Source organism: Nonomuraea sp. NPDC003201 (assembly GCF_053590415.1).
On record NZ_JBSFTC010000001.1, the window covers coordinates 130,681 to 147,437 of the forward strand.

The window sequence follows — 16,757 nt, forward strand, 5'->3', positions numbered from 1 at the left end:
GCCATCAAATCGGCGATGGCTCCAGGCGGCCTCCCGACACGCCTGGATCTTGGTAAAGGGCGAACGCTCCGCGCCAAAACGCTTTACACGCTCTGTATTGGGTGAGTAACTATTGGTAGCTGACGCCCTGACAGAAGGAGCCGCGCGCATGCCGGTGAGCTTCACTCAGCACAACGTTGGATCACGCATCGACCGTCGCCTGGCCGGTTTCCTCGAGACCTGGCGAGCTCCCGTCGACGACCCCGACGTCGAGGCGGCGTACCAGTTGCTCACCGACTTCGTCCTCAACGGCGGCAAGCGCGTCAGGCCGCAGCTCTGCTACTGGGGCTGGCGGGGCGCCGGAGGGGGCGACGGCGACGAGATCATCACCGCCGCCGCGTCCCTGGAGCTCTGCCACGCGGGCCTGCTCATCCACGACGACATCATGGACGGCAGCGAGCTGCGGCGCGGCCGGGCCACCGTGCACAGGAGCCTGGCCGGGCTGCACCGCGGCCCGGGCTCGGACGCGTTCGGGCAGGCGGGCGGCATCCTGCTCGGCACGCTGAGCCTGGCCTGGTCCGACACCATGCTGTCGTCGTGCGGCGTGGAGCCGCACCGGCTGCGGGCCGCGCACCACGTGTTCGACACCATGCGCACCGAGGTCATCAGCGGCCAGTATCTCGACGTCCTGGCCCAGCTCCGCTCGGGCGCGAGCGTGGACGAGGCGCTCACGGTGATCCGGTTCAAGACCGCCAAGTACACCGTCGAGCGGCCGCTGCAGATCGGCGGCGCGCTGGCCGGGGCCTCGCTGGAGCTGCTGGAGTCCTACTCGCGCTTCGGCCTGCCGCTGGGCGAGGCCTTCCAGCTCCGCGACGACGTGCTCGGCACGTTCGGCCTGGAGTCGGAGACCGGCAAGTCGGCGCTGGACGACCTGCGCGAGGGCAAGCACACCGTGCTCGTCGCGCACGCCGTGCTGCGGGCCACCCCCGCCCAGCTCGCCCATCTCAAGAGCTGGCACGGCAACCCGGAGCTGACCGAGGAGCGCGCCGAGGAGCTGCGGCAGATCCTGCGCGACACCGGAGCGCTGGCCGAGGTCGAGGAAATGATCGAAGACCGTGTGCGCGAGGCCGTGACGGCACTGGCCGCGGCGCGGATGGAGCCGGAGGCCGCGAGAGCGCTGGCCGTGCTGGCCGACCAGCTCGCGCACCGTACCAAGTAGAGAGGTTCCCCAGATGGGACAGGTTCTTCTCGCGGCCCCGCGCGGCTTCTGCGCGGGTGTCGAGCGTGCGATCAGCACCGTCGAAGAGGCGTTGAGACGCTTCGGTCCGCCGGTCTACGTGCGCAAACAGATCGTGCACAACACGTACGTGGTCGACGACCTCACCCGGCGCGGCGCGATCTTCGTCGAGGAGCTCGACGAGGTCCCCGACGGCTCGCTGGTCGTCTTCTCCGCCCACGGCGTCGCGCCGGCGGTCAAGGACGAGGCGGGCCTGCGCGGCCTGCGGACGATCGACGCCACCTGCCCGCTGGTCACGAAGGTCCACAAAGAGGCCGTGCGCATGGCCGAGGCGGGCTACGAGATCGTGCTCATCGGCCACGCCGAGCACGAGGAGGTCGAGGGCACGTTCGGCGAGGCCCCCGAGCGCATCCACGTCGTGGACCCGGCCAGGCCCGACGAGCTGACGGCGGGCGGCTCGCGCCCGATGAGCTGGCTGTCGCAGACCACGCTGGCCGTGGACGAGACCATGCAGGCCGTCGCCGAGCTGCGCAAACGCTTCCCCCAGCTGGTCGACCCGCCCAGCGACGACATCTGCTACGCCAGCCAGAACCGCCAGGAGGCGATCATCAGGATCGCCCCGCGGTGCGAGCTGGTCATCGTCGTCGGCTCCGCCAACTCGTCGAACTCGCGGCGGCTGGTCGAAGTGGCCCTCAACGCGGGCGCGGGCGCGGCGTACCTGATCGACCGGGCCGCCGACGCCGACGAGCGCTGGCTCGACGGCGTGCGGACCGTCGGGGTCAGCTCCGGCGCCTCCGTCCCCGAGCGGCTGGTCGGGGAGTTACTCGGCTGGCTCGCCGCCCACGGATACGACGACGTGGAGCCGGTGACCGTGACCGAGGAGACCCTCACGTTCTCCCTGCCGCTCGAAATCCGATCCACCCGCAACCCCGGCTAGGTCCCAAACCCAGATTGGTGGTGCAGCACGATGACCGAAACGACCAACTCGCCCACACCTGAGGCCGCCAACGGCAACAGCCAGCTCAGCCTCAGCACCGAGGCCGCCAGACAGCTCGCGACCACGACCAAGACGGCGCCGCAGATGCAGGAGATCACCTCCCGCTGGCTGCTGCGGCTGTTGCCGTGGGTGCAGTGTTCGGGCGGTGTGTTCCGGGTCAACCGGCGGCTGACGTACGAGCTGGGTGACGGCCGCATCACGTTCAGCACGACCGGTTCGGACGTGCGGGTCATCCCTGCGGAGCTCACCGAGCTGCCCATGCTGCGCGGCTTCGACGATACGGAGGTGCTGGGGGCGCTGGCCGATCGTTTCGCCCAGCGTGAGGTGGAGGCGGGCGAGGAGATCGTCTCCGAGGGCCGCCCCGTTGACCGGCTCGTGCTGATCGCCCACGGCCGGGTGGCCAAGGTGAGCCGCGGCGCGTACGGCGACGAGCAGAACATCGGCGTCCTGGCCGACGGCGACTATCTCGGTGAGGCGACGCTGACGAGTGGCGGCAGTTTCGACTTCACCGCGCGGGCCAAGACCAAGACCACCGTGCTCACGCTGTCCCGGCAGGACTTCGAGCAGCTCGCCGACCAGTCTCCCGGCCTGCGCGAGCACCTGGACCGGTGGCTCTCGGCGAGCGGGGAGCACGCCCACAACGACTACGGCGAGGCGTCGATCGACCTGTCGGCCGGCCACAGCGGCGAGCCCGTGCTGCCCGGCACCTTCGTGGACTACGAGCTGAGCCCGCGCGAGTACGAGCTGAGCGTGGCGCAGACGGTCCTGCGGGTGCACACCCGGGTCTCCGACCTGTACAACCAGCCGATGAGCCAGCTCGACCAGCAGCTCCGCCTCACCATCGAGGCCCTGCGCGAGCGGCAGGAACACGAGATGATCAACAACAAGGAGTTCGGCCTGCTCAACAACGCCGACTTCAGCCAGCGCATCCGCACCCGCTCCGGCCGCCCCACCCCCGACGACCTCGACGACCTGCTGGCCACCGTGTGGAAGGACCCGGCGTTCTTCCTCGCGCACCCGCAGGCCATCGCGGCCTTCGGCCGGGAGTGCAGCAAGCGCGGCGTCTACCCGCAGTCCATCGAGGCCTTCGGGCACAAGGTGCCGGCCTGGCGGGGCGTCCCGATCTTCCCGTGCAACAAGATCCCGGTCTCCTCCACGTACACGACGTCGTTCCTGCTCATGCGTACCGGCCAGGAGAACCAGGGTGTCGTCGGCCTGCACCAGACCGGCATCCCCGACGAGTACCAGCCGAGCCTGTCGGTCCGGTTCATGAACATCAACGAGAAGGCGGTCATGTCCTACCTGGTGAGTGCGTACTACTCGCTGGCGGTGCTCGTGCCTGACGCGCTCGGCGTGCTGGAGGACGTCGAGGTCGGCAGGAACGGCTGAGCGAGGAACCGGACGGCCGGCACCGCCTGCGCGCGGTGCCGGCCGATCACTTACGTGGAGGAGTTGCCATGAGCCAGCCGTTCGAACTGCCGGACTTCTACATGCCGTACCCGGCGCGGCTGAACCCGCATCTCGAAGAGGCTCGCGCGCACTCCAGACAGTGGGCGCGCGACCTGGGCATGTCCGAAGGTTCCGGCATCTGGGAGGAGGCCGACCTCGACGCCCACGACTACGCGCTGCTGTGCTCGTACACGCATCCCGACTGCGACGCCGTCGAGCTCTGCCTGGTCACCGACTGGTACGTGTGGGTCTTCTTCTTCGACGACCACTTCCTGGAGGTGTTCAAGCGCACCGGCGACCTGGCGGGCAGCAAGGCGTACCTCGACCGGATCGCGCAGTTCATGCCGATGGGCGATGACCTGACCATGCCCGAGCCCACCAACCCCGTCGAGGCGGGCCTGGCCGACCTGTGGGTGCGTACGGTGCCCAGCAGGTCGGCGGACTGGCGGGCGCGCTTCGCCGAGAGCACCAGAAACCTGCTGAACGAGTCCCTCTGGGAGCTGGCCAACATCAACCGGGGGCGGGTGGCCAACCCGGTCGAGTACATCGAGATGCGCCGCAAGGTCGGCGGGGCTCCCTGGTCGGCGGGGCTCGTCGAGCACGCGGTGGGCGCCGAGGTGCCCGCCCGGCTGGCCGGGACCCGGCCGCTGCGGGTGCTGAAGGACGCCTTCGCGGACGCGGTCCACCTGCGCAACGACCTGTTCTCGTACGAGCGGGAGGTCGGGGACGAGGGTGAGCTGAGCAACGGCGTGCTGGTGCTGGAGAGGTTCCTGGGATGCGGCACGCAGGAGGCCGCGGACGCGGTCAACGACCTGCTGACCTCGCGGATGCAGCAGTTCGAGCACACGGCGCTGGGCGAGCTGGGCCCGCTGTTCGTGGAGTACGGCGTCGACCCGCTCACCGCGGCCGGCGTGCTGGCCTACGTCAAGGGGCTGCAGGACTGGCAGTCGGGCGGGCACGAGTGGCACCTGCGCTCCAGCCGGTACATGAACAAGCGGGTCGCCGCCCGCAAGCCGCTGGGCATGCCGTCGATCGTCAACATGCTGGGGGCGAAGCGGCTGCGTAACTTCACGTACGTGCCGTACCAGCGGGTGGGGCCCTCGCGGATCCCCGACCTGCCCATGCCGTTCCAGGTCCGGCTGTCGTCCCATCTCGACGCCGCCCGGCGCAACACCGTGGCCTGGTGCGGGGAGATGGGGATGCTCGACTCGACCCTGTGGGACGAGCAGCGGCTCGTCGACCTCGACCTGCCCCTGTGCACCGCGGGCCTGCATCCCGACGGCAGTCCCGAGGAGCTGGACCTGGCGTCGTACTGGATGGCGTGGGGAACGTACGCGGACGACTACTTCCCCGCCGTCTTCGGCCGGTCCCGCAACCTCGCGGCGGCCAGGATCGCGGTGGAGCGGTTCTCGGCGTTCATGCCGCTGGACGGCTCGCCCGCGCCGACGCCCGCGAGCGTGCTGGAGCGGGGCCTGGCCGACGTCTGGGCGCGTACGGTGGGGCCGATGCCGCCGGAGGGGCGCCGCGAGCTGCGCGCGGCGGTCGAGAGCACGTGTCTCGCCTGGCTGTGGGAGCTGGGCAACCAGTTCGCCAACCGCATCCCCGACCCCGTGGACTTCGTCGAGATGCGCCGGCAGGCCGCCGGCAGCGAGCTGACCATGAGCTTCAGCCGGATGCGGCACGGCCGGCGGCTCCCCCGTGAGCTGCGCGAGAGCGGGCCGATCCGGTCACTGGAGAACACCGCCGCCGACTGCGGGACGCTGATCAACGACGTCTTCTCCTACCAGAAGGAGATCGAGTTCGAGGGGGACCTGCACAACGGCATCCTGGTGGTGCAGCACTTCTTCGACTGCGACTACCCGACGGCGCTCGGCATCGTGACCGACCTGCTGGACTCGCGGGTGGGCCAGTTCCAGCACATCGTCGAGCACGAGCTGCCGGTCGTCGCGGACGACCTCGACCTCGACGCGGATGCCCGGCAGGACCTCGACGCGTTCGTGGACGGGCTGCGTAACTGGGTGGCCGGGGTGTTCCACTGGCACCACCACTGCTCCCGGTTCGACGAGGCCTCGCTGCTCCGCCACAACCGGGTGCCCGAGCGGCGGCTGGGCGGGCCGACGGGCCTCGGCACCTCGGCGGCCTACGCGGGCAGGTGATGGGTGCGGGGCTCGTAGAACCAGCCCATCATGCGGAGCAGTCGCCGCTGGTACGGCGTGACATTGTGCAGGCGGATCCACCGCTCCGCGGGCGGCAGCGTGGGCATGACGAGCACCCGCAGGCCGGAGACGTCGATGAAGGTCAGCTCTCCCGTGTCGACGACGATGTACGTACCCTGGCGGCACCCCGCCAGGGTGTCGGCCACCGCGGGGCTGTTGGAGGCGTCGATCTCGCCGACCAGCGCGACAGCCGGCGGTCCGGGCGCAGCGCGCACCGTGATCGTCAGCTGCCCATCCTGGTAGAGCAACCGCTCTTGGACGCTCACGCTCTTCGCCCCCCAACACGCACGCTCTGGGGGTGTAATCCGGTCTCCGGCAAATAACCAGAACCCAGGTTACACGAAGTATGTTTGGCTATGTAATTTTCGCCGGAAAATGACCGAATTACGGGGAAATTATGAAGGGCACGGCATGGCCGTGCCCTTGACTGCTGCGAAAGATCCGACTCGGATGGTGCCGCCCCGGCCCGGGGAGCGCTCCGGCAAGGTGCCGCCACTGGTGCCGCCACTGGTGCCGCCGCTGGGGGCCGTGGCTACCGGAGCGCTCTCACGTCAGGCGTACGCGCTCAGTTGTTGTCGCCCACGTGGGACTGGTTGTTGAGCAGGTTGATGTCGAGGTCCTGCAGGTGACCGATGGTCGCGGCGTCGATGTACTTCACGGAGTCGTTGAGGACGTCGTTGGCCAGCGTGAGGTCGTCGAGCAGGCTCAGCTGACTGAGGATCTGCTGCTTCTTGTTGAACGCGTTGGGGCCGACGTCGGCGGAGGCGCTCGTGGCCGAGAACCCGAGCAGGCAACCCGCGATCGCTGCACCAGCGAGAATGCGACGCATCATTTCTTGTTTCTCCTTCGTCGGAATTTGCGCGGGATGCGCGTCATCGTGAATCACTCGCACCGGGCTGCGAGATTCCAGGAATACCATTTCGCGGCGCCTCGACGGGCCGCAACCCGACTGTGCTAAGCCGGAGTCAAATGCGCGCACCAATTCCTTGATTGTTGATCATGGATCGTCCGGATATATACGACAAGCACGCATTTGCCCTGGGGTGGCGTGGGGGCAGTTTTTCAGCTTATGGCCATACGGACCTCCCGTATGACCAAAGTCCGTTTTATCGCTATACAGAAGGAGGAATGCTATCGGGGGAACGGGCCGGCAGAGGCGGATCGACGGGAGCGCTGAATATGTCATGAATGGAACACGGCGGCTGCTGCCAATAGCACTCGCACCGATGATTCTGTGCGCGGTTCCGGCCATTCCCGCGATGGCCCGGCGATCGGCGAGCGGGGCGATCGCGATGCGTGCGGCGATAGAGATGATCGGCGTCCCGTACTCGTGGGGCGGCGGCGGGGTGAACGGCCCCGGGTTCGGCACCGGAAGAGGTGCGAAGACGTGGGGATTCGACTGCTCGGGGCTCGCGGAATACGCGTGGGCGCGGGCGGGGGTGTCGATCGGCTCGACCACGCGGGAGCAGTGGCGCTCCGGGATCCGGATACCCAAGGAGCGGGCGGAGCCGGGGGATCTGGTCTTCTTCGACAGCGACTCTCACAGCCCCGGGCCCGAGCACGTCGGCATCGTCGTGGACGCGACGCGGATGGTGCACGCCCCGTACACCGGGCAGTCCGTCCGGGTGGACCCGCTCGGCAGGCGTACCTTCCTCGGCGTGGTCCGGCCGAGCGACACCTGGATGAACGGCCACGCGCTGAGGTCCGCGGCCTCGGACGGCGCCGACGCCCCGAGCTCTGCCGCCGTGAACGGCCACGCGGCCCAGGTCGTCCTGCAGTGATCGACCTGGGCCGCGGGACGGAGAGCTCGGTGCGCACCGGGCCCGTGCCGTGGGTTCGCGAACGTCCACGGCCCGTTTTCGCGGTTCACCTCAAGGCACCAGGAAGACGACCTTGGCCGGGCGGAATCCCTCCCGGGAACCGCCGATCGGCTTCCTGCCTACGCCACGAGAGGAGCCGTCAGTTGTTGTCGCCCGTGTTCTCCTGGTTGTTCAGGATGTTGGCATCGATGTCCTGCAGGTGGAGGAGGGTCAGGATGTCGACGTACTTCACGGAGTCGTTGAGGACGTCGTTGAGCGCGGTCAGGTCGTCCAGTGCGCTCAGCTGACTCAGGATGGATTGCCCGCTGTTGTGCGGGTTGGGGCCGACGCTGGCCGAGGCTCCCGTTGCGGAGAGACCGAACGCGGCGGCCGCGATTGCTGCACCGGCCAGAATGCGACGGATCATGTGTGGTTTCCTCCATGGAACGGCGCCGGAATTCAGCGCCTAGTCGTTTGTGCAGGGCTGTGAGGTGCCGGAAATAACCATCGCGGCAGGCGGCCGGAACTGCAACTCAAAAAGCCCACCTCGAGGTCAAGGCGGCACCTCGCTTTCTTGGCACGGAGTTTTCCCGACCGTCGCCGAAACGGGACTCGCGCGCAGGGTTCGGAGTCCTTTTGGCGGGATTTATTTTGGCCCGTCGCGCACCTGATGGGCCGAACCTGCACTGTCGTTTAGGAAACGATCACCCGAAACTTGAGAAGCGCTCCTACGCCTGCCGGCGTACCCGGAGAGCCCTCCGGAGGCTGACGTGCCGGGCGAACAAAGCGTCGATGATGGCCGGCGAGTTCACTCAATGCGGAGGTGAGATCGATGCGGCCGAGTATCCGCAAGACGGTCATGGTTATCCATGTCATCGCGTCCGTCGCGCTGGTCGGAGAGGTGTGGGGCCTGGTCGTGCTGAATACGGCGGCGGCCCTCACAAAGGACGCCGGACTGGCGCACGCGGCCTATCGGCTGATGCCCGCCTTGGTCTTCGCGGGCGGCATACCGCTCAGCCTCATCGCATTGATCAGCGGCATCACACTGGGGCTGACCAGCCATTGGGGGCTGTTTCGCTATTACTGGGTGGCGGCCAAGCTCGTACTCCTGGTGGCCGTGATCTGCGTGGGCATGTTCCTGTTCGACCCCGAGGGAATGGCGGCCGCCACCGAAGGCGGCGCTGCCGTCCCCGCCACTCGCCAGTGGGGACAGGTGGCCGCGCTGGGGACGCAGATCGCCATGCTGATGACCGCGACCACGCTCTCGGTCTTCAAACCCCGCCGCAAACTCCGGTGACGGCCGGGTGGGCGGCGGGATTCAAAAACGACCATGAATTCCACCCCACCGCACCTCGTCACCGCCGCCGCGGCGCTCCGAGGTGCCGGGCGCTGCCCGCGTGCGAGCGCCCCGCCCCAGGACACGCACCCGACGGACGCCCGCACGGACGACGCCGCCCACGGCCCGACGGACGCCCGCACGCCGCGCGACCCGCATCGCCAGGCGGCACCGGCCGAGGGCGGTGGGGTTAGGAGGGGGTGGTGAGGTGGTCGAGGGTGGTGGAGAGGAGGTGGAGGGCGGCGAGGCAGTCGCGGGCCGCGTCCACCCCCATCTCCTCCACCAGCCGATCGGCGAAGGCCTGGTGGCCGGGATTGATCTTGGCGACGGCCGCGCGCCCGGCGGCCGTGGGCTGGAGGAGCTTGGCGCGCCGGTGCGCCGGGTTGGGCTGGTATTCGGCCAGCCCCCGCTCCACCAGCAGGTCCGCGATCCGCTGCACCCCCTGCCTGGTCATCCCCATGACGCGGGCCACCCCCGCCACCGGGAGCGGCTCCCGCAGGACCGCCCCGAGCACCTGCCACCAGGCCGCCGTCATCCCCGCCGGGCGGGCCAGCCCCTCGGCCACCTGCAGGAACTGCCCGTTAAGCCGGAACGACCCCAGCGCCAGGCCCGAGACCAGCTCCCCCGTGTCGGTCATGCCGCCATCAACACCTCGAACGCCGCCGGGTCGCTGCTCGCGAACAGCCGGAACCACGCGTCCAGCACCTCAGGACGGTAGATGTCGAGCCGGCGGAAGATCTCCCGCGCGAACGCCACCGGCTCCGTGGGACCGGCCGTGATGAGGTCGCCCCCGAGCACCGCGTCCCGGTCGAGGTAGTGCCCGGCGCCGGCGTAGCCCTCCTGCGCCTCCAGATACTGCACCACCGCGCTCGTGTGGTCGCGCGAGTCCAGGAGCCCTTCGCGGGCGAGCCCGGCGGTGGCGCCGCAGATGGCCGCCACCGGCACCCCCGCGTCCAGGAACTCCCCGGCCTTGGCGGCGAACGGCGCCAGCGACGGGCCGGCGTCCCACAGGTCGGCCCCGGGCAGGATGAGCAGCGCGCTGGAGGCGGGCGAGAGCTGGTCGAGCGCCAGGTCCGGGGTGACGCGCAGCCCACCCATGCTGACGACGGGATCCGTGGTCAGCCCCACGGTGACGATCTCGAAGCCGCCCGGCTCGCGCTGGTAGCGCCCGTTGCGCAGGTGCGCGGTCACGTGACCGGTCTCCCAGTCGGCGAACGTGTCGTAAACGGCGTGGTGCACGATCTTCTTCATGACAGTATCTTGTCATTTCGACAACATGCTGTCAATGCGCAATCGTGGGAGGATACCTCTCATGGCAGAGATCGTCGGCGGGGGACGTCCGGTCAACGACGCCGAACGGCGGGTGATCGCTTATCTGCGCGACCAGGCGCCCGCCGACTGGCTGCTGCTGCACAACATCGAGGTTCCGCGCGGCCACGACGTCTTCGAGGTCGACCTGATCGTGCTGACCGGCCACTCGATCGTGGTCGTCGACGTCAAGGGCACCAGGGGCCGCATCGAGGTGTCGGGCACGCGCTGGTTCCCGCCGCGCAGGGAGGCGTTCGGCTCGCCCGTGGCCAAGCTGCGGGGCACCGCCAAGGCGCTGAAGGGCCTGCTGGTGTCCAAGGCCACCCAGCTGGAGCGGGTCTACGTCGACAGCCTGGTCGTGCTCTCCTCGCCCGACGCCGAGCTGATCGACCCGGCCGGGCGCGACGCGATCAACGTCACCGACCTGCCCCGCCTGCTCGCCACGCTGAGCGACGTCTCCAGGGTCAGGCGCGGCTGCAGCCCGGACACCAAGCCGTACCTCACCGCGATCCTCGACGCGCTCAACCAGAGCGTACGCCGCAGCACCGCGCCGCCGAGGTTCGGCAACTGGGAGGTCGAGGAGCAGCTCGGCGGCGACACCAAGATCACCGAATACCGCGCGTTCAACGCCACGCTGCCGGGCAGCGAGACCGTGCTGCTGCGGGTCTACCAGGCCGACCCGCTGGCCGACCACCACGCGCGGGCGGCCGAGCGGCAGCGCATCGCCAACGCGTACCAGACCCTGGCCAGGATCCCCCCGCACCCGTGCGTCGTGCGCTCGCGCGACTTCTTCGCCATCGACGACGAGAGCCGGTTCGTGCTGGTGCTGGACGACGTGCACGGCGAGACGCTGCAGCTGTCGCTGGGCAAGGGCGCCCGGCTGGGCGTGATCCAGGACCTGCTGCGCGGGCTGGCGCACGCCCACGCCCACGGCGTCGTCCACCGGGCGCTGACCCCCGCCTCCGTCCTGGTCACCGACGACGGGCACGCGGTGCTGACCGGGTTCGACTACGCCAAGCCGGGCCCGCGCAACTACACCGTCGCCCACGAGCTGGGCAACGTGCTCGACGCGCACTACGTGGCGCCCGAGTGCCAGGAGCGGCCCGACCTCATGACGACCGCCTCCGACGTCTACGCGGCCGGCGCCATCGCCTACCAGCTCCTCACCGGCCAGTTCCCGACCAGCGCCGACGCCCACGGTCCCGACGTGCCGGAGGTCGTGCGCAGGATGCTCGACCACTCCCCGGCCAAGCGCCCGACCGCCGCGGAGGCCCTCGACGCGCTTGAGAGCGCCCCGCTCCAGGAGTCCCGCCTCAAGCGACTGGTACGTCGTCTAGTGTCCCGATCATGACTGTTCGCCTGCGTCCTGTCGAAGAGGACGACCTGCCCTTCCTGTACCGGCTCACCAGCGATCCCGGCAGCTCGGGCGAGTTCCAGTGGTACGGCTTCCAGAACCCCCATCGCATGCGCACGCGCTGGCAGGAGAACGGCATGCTGAGCGACGACGGCAGCATCCTGATCATCGCGAACGGCGACGAGCAGGTCGGCTTCGTGTCGTGGAGCAAGCACGTCGCCAACCGCGCCAGCTACTACTGGGAGATGGGGCTGATCGTGGCGCCGGAGCACCGCGGCCAGGGCCACGGCACCGAGGCGCAGCGGCTGCTCGCGCGCTACCTGTTCGACCACTCGACGGCCAACCGGATCGAGGCGTCCACGGAGATCACCAACGTGGCCGAGCAGCGGGCGCTGGAGAAGGCGGGGTTCACCCGCGAGGGCGTCATCCGCGGCTCCGGCTTCCGGGCCGGGGAGTGGCACGACGGTGTGCGATACAGCATGATCCGCTCCGACCTCGGCGGAAGGTCCTAGACGGGGAGGCTGCGGCGCAGCGCGCTGGCGTGGCTGAGATAGGTGCGCGCCAGCCCCGTACGACCGGCCGACCGGTACAGCTCGCCCAGGAGCTGCGTGGAGGAGGCCGCGCCGCTGAGGTCGCCGAGCTCCTGGAAGATCTCCAGCGACCGCTCGAGCCCGCTGGAGGCCCGCGCCAGGTCGCCGCGCGCCGCCTGCAGCCCGGCCAGGCTCTGCAGCGCGTACGCCCCGCAGTGCCGGTCCCCCAGCGACTCGAAGATCTCCAGAGCGTGCTGGTGGAACGACATCGCCTGGTGCAGGTGCCCCATCTGGAGGCACACGCACCCCTCCCGATGCGCGTCCCCCAGCTCCTGGGCCAGCCGCATGGCCTGGCCGAGCGACTCCGACGCCTGCTCCAGGTCCCCCGACTTCAGGCAGGCCCGGCCGATGGCCTGGCGGGCGAACGCCTCGCCGTGCCGGTCGCCGGTGGCCACGAAGATGGCCAGCGCGTTCCTGAAGTGGATGAGCGAGCGCGCGGGCCGGCCTCTGAACTGGCTCACGGCCCCGAGCCCGCAGATGGAGGTGGCCTCGGCCCGCCGGTCGCCCAGGTCGCTGAATATCTGGCGGGAGCGGGTGAAGCCGTCGGCCGCCTCCTCGTAGCGGTCCTGGTAGAGGCTGACCTGCGCCAGGCCCCTGAGCATGGCGGCCTCGCCGTACCTGTCGCCGGCCGTCCGGGCGGCGGCCAGTGCGGCCGTGTGGGTGCGCCGCCAGGTGCCGAGATGGCAGTGCAGGTCGAGGTACGGGACCATGGCGGCGGCCAGGCCCCACGCCGACTCCGCGAGGCCCGACCCGGCCGCCAGGTCCACCGCCCCGGCCAGCGCCTCGTGCTCGGCCTCGAACCACGCGACCGGATCGGCCGTCAGCCGGTCGAGCATGCGGTCGGGCAGCCGCCAGCGCGGCGCCCGGGCGGCCGTGAGGCTGAACACGGTCGTCGGCAGCCGCGCCATGGCGTGCTCCGCGGTCGCCGTCCATGCCGCCAGCACCCTGCCCACCGCGTCCAGCCGGGGCCCTCCGAGAGGGCGTTCGAGCGCGTGGCGGCCGATGAGGTCGGGGACGCGGTAGCGCGGCTGGCCCACCGCGTCGGTGCCGACCAGGTCCAGCAGGCTGACGTCCACCAGCAGGTCGGTCACGTCGTCGGCCCCGTGCCGCCCGAGCGCCGCGTCGACCACCCAGCCGGGCTGCGCGGACGCGCCGAGCAGGCCGAACGTCGCGAGCGTGCGAGCGGCCTCGGCGGGCAGGCGCGCGTACCCGCCGTCGAAGCTGGTCCGCACGTCCCGTAACTCGCCGAGCCAGTCGTCCGCCAGCCGCTGCCTGAGCACCGACAGCGACCACCCGGGCCGGGCGGCCAGGCGCGTGCCCGCGTTCCTGACGGCCAGCGGCAGCCCGCCGCAGGCGGCCACGATGGCCAGCGCGGCCTCGCGCTCCCGGGCCACCCGGTCCCCGCCCGCGATGGAGCCGAGCAGGGACAGCGCCTCGTCGGGCGCCAGCGGTCCGAGCTGGACCAGCACCGCGCCGGGCAGCTCGGTGACGCGGCGCCGGCTGGTGACGATCACCGCGCTGCCGTCGCCGGGCAGCAGCGGGCGCACCTGGTCCGCGTCGCGGGCGTCGTCGAGCAGCACCAGCATCGGCCGTTCGGCCAGCAGCGACCTGAACAGCGCGGACCGCTCGCCCACGGTCGGCGGCACGCCGGGAACGCCGAGCCCTCGGAGCGCCTCGGCCAGCAGGTCACCCGGCTCCCGCAGGCCGAGCTCCAGGTGGAGCTGCCCGGCGGGGTAGGCGCCGCACAGCGCGTGCGCCGCGTGCACGGCCAGCGCCGACTTGCCCGAGCCCGGCGGCCCCGAGATCACCGCGACGGTGAACGGCCGGCCCAGCGCGGCCACCTCGCCGGCCCGGCCGGTGAAGTCGGGGAGGCGGGGCGGGAGCTGGCGGGGCACGGCGGGCAGCGCCTCGTCCGCCAGGATCAGCTCGTACGCCCCGCGCAGGTCGGCCCCCGGCTCGACGCCGAGCTCGTCCACGAGCTGGGCCCTGACCGTGGCGTAGGCGCGCAGGGCCTCGGCCTTCCTGCCGCCGCTGTGCAGGGTCAGCACCAGCCGCCCCCACAGGTCCTCGCGGTACGGGTGCTCGGCCAGCAGCCCGCGCAGCTCGGACACGGCCCCGTCGTGGTCCCCGCGCTGGATCCGCCGGTCGATCAGCGCCTCGGCGGCCCACAGGCGTACCCGGTGGAGGGGTTCGAGGCGGCGGTCCCAGACGGGGCTGCCGGGCAGGTCGGACAGCGGCGCCCCGCGCCACAGCGCGAGCGCCTCGGCGAACTCGCCCCGGTCGACCAGGGCCTCGAACTCCAGCAGATCAAGCGCGCCCGCCCCCACGTCGATCGCGTACCCGACCCCGTCCGCCCGGAGGAGCGCGGGCCCGAGGTCGGAGCGGAGCGAGCTGACGTACGTACGGAGGTTGGCCTGGGCAGAACGCGGCGGGCGGTGCGGCCAGAGCACGTCGGCGAGCCGATCGGCGCCGACCACGCGGCCCGCGTCGAGCAGCAGCGTCGCCAGCAGCATGCGGGGCTTCCTGCCGGAGATCCGGACGGGACGGCCATCGCGACGGACCTCCAGCGGCCCGAGCACATGGAAGGTGACCGGCACATCGGCTCCTCTACGGAGGTCTGACAGCTTCCTGTATCGGTTCTGGACGATTCCTGTGCGCTTTGTCCAGACCCTGGTCTCAGAGATCCCAGGGAAAGGATCACCCCATGAAGCTCGGCGCAGCAATGGTCGCGGGCCTCGCCTTGTTACTCAGCCTCGGTACGACGTCAGTCGCCGCGGCCGACCCCGTGCCGGGGGCGGACGCCCAGATCCTGGCCACGAACTTCCAGCTCCCGTTCCCCTGCAACCAGACGTGGACGGGCAACTCCAGCAACAGCAGCGCGCACCAGTCGTGGGAGATCGACTTCAACCGGGGCAGCACCGCGGACGCCGACCTCGGCGACACCGTGGTGGCGGCCGCGGCGGGAACCGTGGTGATCTCCGCGCACCAGGGCTCGACCAACGGGTACGGCAACCTCGTCAAGATCGACCACGGCGGCGGCTGGACCTCGTACTACGCCCACCTGAACTCCCGTACGGTCAGCGAGGGCCAGGCGGTGTCGCAGGGCCAGCAGATCGGCACGGTCGGCAACACCAGCAAGCCGGGCAACAACATCAGCCCCCACCTGCACTACGAGGTGCGGCTGGGCACCAACTACCCGGCCAACATCCAGAAGGCCGTCTTCAACGGCGTCACCTTCGGCTACCCGCAGCAGTCGGTGACCTCCAAGAACTGCGGCAACCCGCACACCCCGACGGAGGTCTGCGGCTCGGGCTACGACGTGATCGACTCGGCCACGCTCGGCAGTGACGGCGCCGTCTACCTGCTCTACAACTCCTCCAACGGCAACAACTGCGTGACGACGCTGAAGTACAAGAACGTCGGCACGGCCACCGCGACCACGGCCTACCTGGAAGTGGCGGGCAGTACGAGGAAGACGGACTCAGGCAACTTCGCCTACTACGCGGGACCGGTCGTCGCCTCGGCGGCCGGCAAGTGCGTCAAGTGGGGCGGCAAGGCCGGCGCCTCGACCTACGACAGCCCGCTCGAACACTGCGATTGACGATGCGGAGGGGTCGGGTGGAACGCGCCCGGCCCCTCTCACACGTGAACCGTGCCCAGCACGTCTATGACGTAGAGCGACGGCCGGTCACCGAGGCCGGAGACCGCCACCCGGCTCCCGACCTGCCGGCCCACGAGCGCGCCCAGCCAGCCGTCGGGGACGTCCCCCTCCTTCAGCGTGTACGCGCTCGGCCCGCCCCTCCGGTAGGACGAGTCCACGACCGTCCGCTCCGGCCATGACGCGGCCACGTACTGGACCACCACCTTCGAACCGGCCAGGACCTCCTCGCCGGAGCCGTCGATGAGCGTGCGGGGCGGCGAGCCCGGCCCGAGGGCCGCCGGGACCACCGGCAGGGCGCGCCCGACCAGCCGGGCGTCGGGCGGGTAGCCGCCCAGGACGTCGAAGATCAGCACCAGCGTGTCGGCGGGCGCGAGACCGGTCAGCGTGAGCGGCGCGTCCGGGCCGAGAGCCTCGCCAGCCTGGCTGACCAGCATGATCCGGCTGCCCGCCGACCGGCCGATGAGCACCTGCCGCCAGGTCTCCGTCACCCGCCTGCCGTCGAAGACGACCGAGGTGGGCTGGTGGCCGTCGTACGTGCTCAGGTACGGCTGGTTGCCCGACCACCGCCGGATGTCCACGTCGGCGAGCACCACGTCGCCCGGCAGCGTGCGCCGTCCGCTGCCCGTCGACAGCACGGTGATCCGCGGCGTGCGGCCCGGGCTGCCCTTGGGTATGGCCACGACCGGCTTGGTGCCGAACGCGCCCGTGACGACGGGCTGCGTGCCCTCCTCGGCCAGGCCGCACGAGGTGGCGAGCATGAGCACGGCCGGCAAGAACAGGCGCACGATATCCTCCATGGCCTCACGGCCGGTGGTCCGAACGTGTTACTTG

General features: G+C 70.5%; 15 protein-coding genes and 1 pseudogene. 9 read left to right on the forward strand and 7 right to left on the reverse strand.

Translation table 11 applies throughout. The features are described from left to right. The first annotated feature begins 148 nt into the window (after positions 1-148). From ACWDX9_RS00610 to ACWDX9_RS00625, 4 genes and pseudogenes are all read left to right on the forward strand, one after another. The gene (locus ACWDX9_RS00610) at positions 149-1,198 is read left to right on the forward strand and encodes a polyprenyl synthetase family protein (RefSeq protein WP_364245343.1); all 1,050 of its coding nucleotides are present in this window, start codon (positions 149-151) and stop codon (positions 1,196-1,198) included. A 7-nt stretch (positions 1,199-1,205) separates the two neighbouring features. Continuing rightward, a pseudogene (locus ACWDX9_RS00615) lies at positions 1,206-2,153 on the forward strand (4-hydroxy-3-methylbut-2-enyl diphosphate reductase); the annotation flags it as partial. A gap of 30 nt (positions 2,154-2,183) precedes the next feature. After that, the gene (locus ACWDX9_RS00620) at positions 2,184-3,602 is read left to right on the forward strand and encodes a family 2B encapsulin nanocompartment shell protein (RefSeq protein ID WP_449947329.1); all 1,419 of its coding nucleotides are present in this window, start codon (positions 2,184-2,186) and stop codon (positions 3,600-3,602) included. 68 nt (positions 3,603-3,670) lie between these two features. Beyond that, entirely contained in the window at positions 3,671-5,818 is a 2,148-nt protein-coding gene (locus ACWDX9_RS00625) for a terpene synthase family protein (protein WP_449947332.1), read from the forward strand. Here the strand turns inward: ACWDX9_RS00625 and ACWDX9_RS00630 are convergent. Together ACWDX9_RS00630 and ACWDX9_RS00635 are read right to left on the reverse strand one after the other, a co-directional pair. Beyond that, positions 5,803-6,144: an STAS domain-containing protein gene (locus ACWDX9_RS00630; RefSeq protein WP_449947333.1), complete on the reverse strand. Its 342-nt coding sequence runs from the start codon at positions 6,142-6,144 to the stop codon at positions 5,803-5,805. The two genes, ACWDX9_RS00625 and ACWDX9_RS00630, sit on opposite strands and share 16 nt — an antisense overlap. A 299-nt stretch (positions 6,145-6,443) precedes the next feature. Then, positions 6,444-6,710 carry a hypothetical protein gene (locus ACWDX9_RS00635; RefSeq protein WP_363977835.1) on the reverse strand — a complete coding sequence of 89 codons (267 nt, stop codon included), beginning with the start codon at positions 6,708-6,710 and terminating at the stop codon, positions 6,444-6,446. 427 nt (positions 6,711-7,137) lie between these two features. Between ACWDX9_RS00635 and ACWDX9_RS00640 the strand changes: the two genes are divergently transcribed. Then, a complete protein-coding gene (locus tag ACWDX9_RS00640; RefSeq protein WP_449947336.1) occupies positions 7,138-7,659 on the forward strand; it encodes a C40 family peptidase in 522 nt (173 codons plus the stop codon). A 178-nt stretch (positions 7,660-7,837) separates the two neighbouring features. On the opposite strand, the gene ACWDX9_RS00645 is transcribed toward ACWDX9_RS00640, so the two are convergent. Next, positions 7,838-8,104: a hypothetical protein gene (locus ACWDX9_RS00645; RefSeq protein ID WP_350723666.1), complete on the reverse strand. Its 267-nt coding sequence runs from the start codon at positions 8,102-8,104 to the stop codon at positions 7,838-7,840. A 405-nt stretch (positions 8,105-8,509) separates the two neighbouring features. On the opposite strand from ACWDX9_RS00645, the gene ACWDX9_RS00650 reads away from it, so the two are divergent. Beyond that, positions 8,510-8,974 carry a hypothetical protein gene (locus ACWDX9_RS00650; protein ID WP_397368520.1) on the forward strand — a complete coding sequence of 155 codons (465 nt, stop codon included), beginning with the start codon at positions 8,510-8,512 and terminating at the stop codon, positions 8,972-8,974. A 229-nt stretch (positions 8,975-9,203) separates the two neighbouring features. Here the strand turns inward: ACWDX9_RS00650 and ACWDX9_RS00655 are convergent, their stop codons facing one another. Together ACWDX9_RS00655 and ACWDX9_RS00660 are read right to left on the reverse strand one after the other, a co-directional pair. After that, the gene (locus ACWDX9_RS00655; RefSeq protein WP_449947339.1) at positions 9,204-9,650 is read right to left on the reverse strand and encodes a MarR family winged helix-turn-helix transcriptional regulator; all 447 of its coding nucleotides are present in this window, start codon (positions 9,648-9,650) and stop codon (positions 9,204-9,206) included. Then, complete coding sequence (locus tag ACWDX9_RS00660; RefSeq protein WP_449947340.1) at positions 9,647-10,264, reverse strand: type 1 glutamine amidotransferase family protein; 618 nt, start codon at positions 10,262-10,264, stop codon at positions 9,647-9,649. Before ACWDX9_RS00660 ends, ACWDX9_RS00655 begins: the two co-directional genes overlap by 4 nt. Before the next feature lie 61 nt (positions 10,265-10,325). On the opposite strand from ACWDX9_RS00660, the gene mads6 reads away from it, so the two are divergent. Together mads6 and ACWDX9_RS00670 are read left to right on the forward strand one after the other, a co-directional pair. Beyond that, complete coding sequence (mads6, locus tag ACWDX9_RS00665) at positions 10,326-11,672, forward strand: methylation-associated defense system protein kinase MAD6 (protein ID WP_364245366.1); 1,347 nt, start codon at positions 10,326-10,328, stop codon at positions 11,670-11,672. Continuing rightward, a complete protein-coding gene (locus tag ACWDX9_RS00670) occupies positions 11,669-12,187 on the forward strand; it encodes a GNAT family N-acetyltransferase (protein ID WP_449947345.1) in 519 nt (172 codons plus the stop codon). The genes mads6 and ACWDX9_RS00670 overlap by 4 nt, the downstream gene beginning before the upstream one ends. Here the strand turns inward: ACWDX9_RS00670 and ACWDX9_RS00675 are convergent. Continuing rightward, a complete protein-coding gene (locus ACWDX9_RS00675) occupies positions 12,184-14,862 on the reverse strand; it encodes a BTAD domain-containing putative transcriptional regulator (protein WP_449947348.1) in 2,679 nt (892 codons plus the stop codon). The two genes, ACWDX9_RS00670 and ACWDX9_RS00675, sit on opposite strands and share 4 nt — an antisense overlap. Positions 14,863-14,969: 107 nt before the next feature. On the opposite strand from ACWDX9_RS00675, the gene ACWDX9_RS00680 reads away from it, so the two are divergent. After that, positions 14,970-15,866 (forward strand): M23 family metallopeptidase, encoded by an 897-nt coding sequence (locus ACWDX9_RS00680; protein ID WP_449947351.1) that lies wholly within the window; start codon positions 14,970-14,972, stop codon positions 15,864-15,866. A gap of 38 nt (positions 15,867-15,904) precedes the next feature. Here ACWDX9_RS00680 and ACWDX9_RS00685 read toward each other — a convergent pair whose 3' ends face one another. Continuing rightward, the gene (locus ACWDX9_RS00685) at positions 15,905-16,711 is read right to left on the reverse strand and encodes an FKBP-type peptidyl-prolyl cis-trans isomerase (RefSeq protein ID WP_449947354.1); all 807 of its coding nucleotides are present in this window, start codon (positions 16,709-16,711) and stop codon (positions 15,905-15,907) included. Positions 16,712-16,757: the final 46 nt, after the last annotated feature.

Bases quoted from the DNA above. Each gene is read 5' to 3' on its own strand.
- ACWDX9_RS00610 (WP_364245343.1), top strand. From the start codon at position 149: ATGCCGGTGAGCTTCACTCAGCACAACGTTGGATCACGCATCGACCGT.
- ACWDX9_RS00620 (WP_449947329.1), top strand. From the start codon at position 2,184: ATGACCGAAACGACCAACTCGCCCACACCTGAGGCCGCCAACGGCAAC.
- ACWDX9_RS00625 (WP_449947332.1), top strand. From the start codon at position 3,671: ATGAGCCAGCCGTTCGAACTGCCGGACTTCTACATGCCGTACCCGGCG.
- ACWDX9_RS00635 (WP_363977835.1), bottom strand. From the start codon at position 6,710: ATGATGCGTCGCATTCTCGCTGGTGCAGCGATCGCGGGTTGCCTGCTC.
- ACWDX9_RS00640 (WP_449947336.1), top strand. From the start codon at position 7,138: ATGGCCCGGCGATCGGCGAGCGGGGCGATCGCGATGCGTGCGGCGATA.
- ACWDX9_RS00645 (WP_350723666.1), bottom strand. From the start codon at position 8,104: ATGATCCGTCGCATTCTGGCCGGTGCAGCAATCGCGGCCGCCGCGTTC.
- ACWDX9_RS00650 (WP_397368520.1), top strand. From the start codon at position 8,510: ATGCGGCCGAGTATCCGCAAGACGGTCATGGTTATCCATGTCATCGCG.
- ACWDX9_RS00655 (WP_449947339.1), bottom strand. From the start codon at position 9,650: ATGACCGACACGGGGGAGCTGGTCTCGGGCCTGGCGCTGGGGTCGTTC.
- ACWDX9_RS00660 (WP_449947340.1), bottom strand. From the start codon at position 10,264: ATGAAGAAGATCGTGCACCACGCCGTTTACGACACGTTCGCCGACTGG.
- mads6 (WP_364245366.1), top strand. From the start codon at position 10,326: ATGGCAGAGATCGTCGGCGGGGGACGTCCGGTCAACGACGCCGAACGG.
- ACWDX9_RS00670 (WP_449947345.1), top strand. From the start codon at position 11,669: ATGACTGTTCGCCTGCGTCCTGTCGAAGAGGACGACCTGCCCTTCCTG.
- ACWDX9_RS00680 (WP_449947351.1), top strand. From the start codon at position 14,970: ATGAAGCTCGGCGCAGCAATGGTCGCGGGCCTCGCCTTGTTACTCAGC.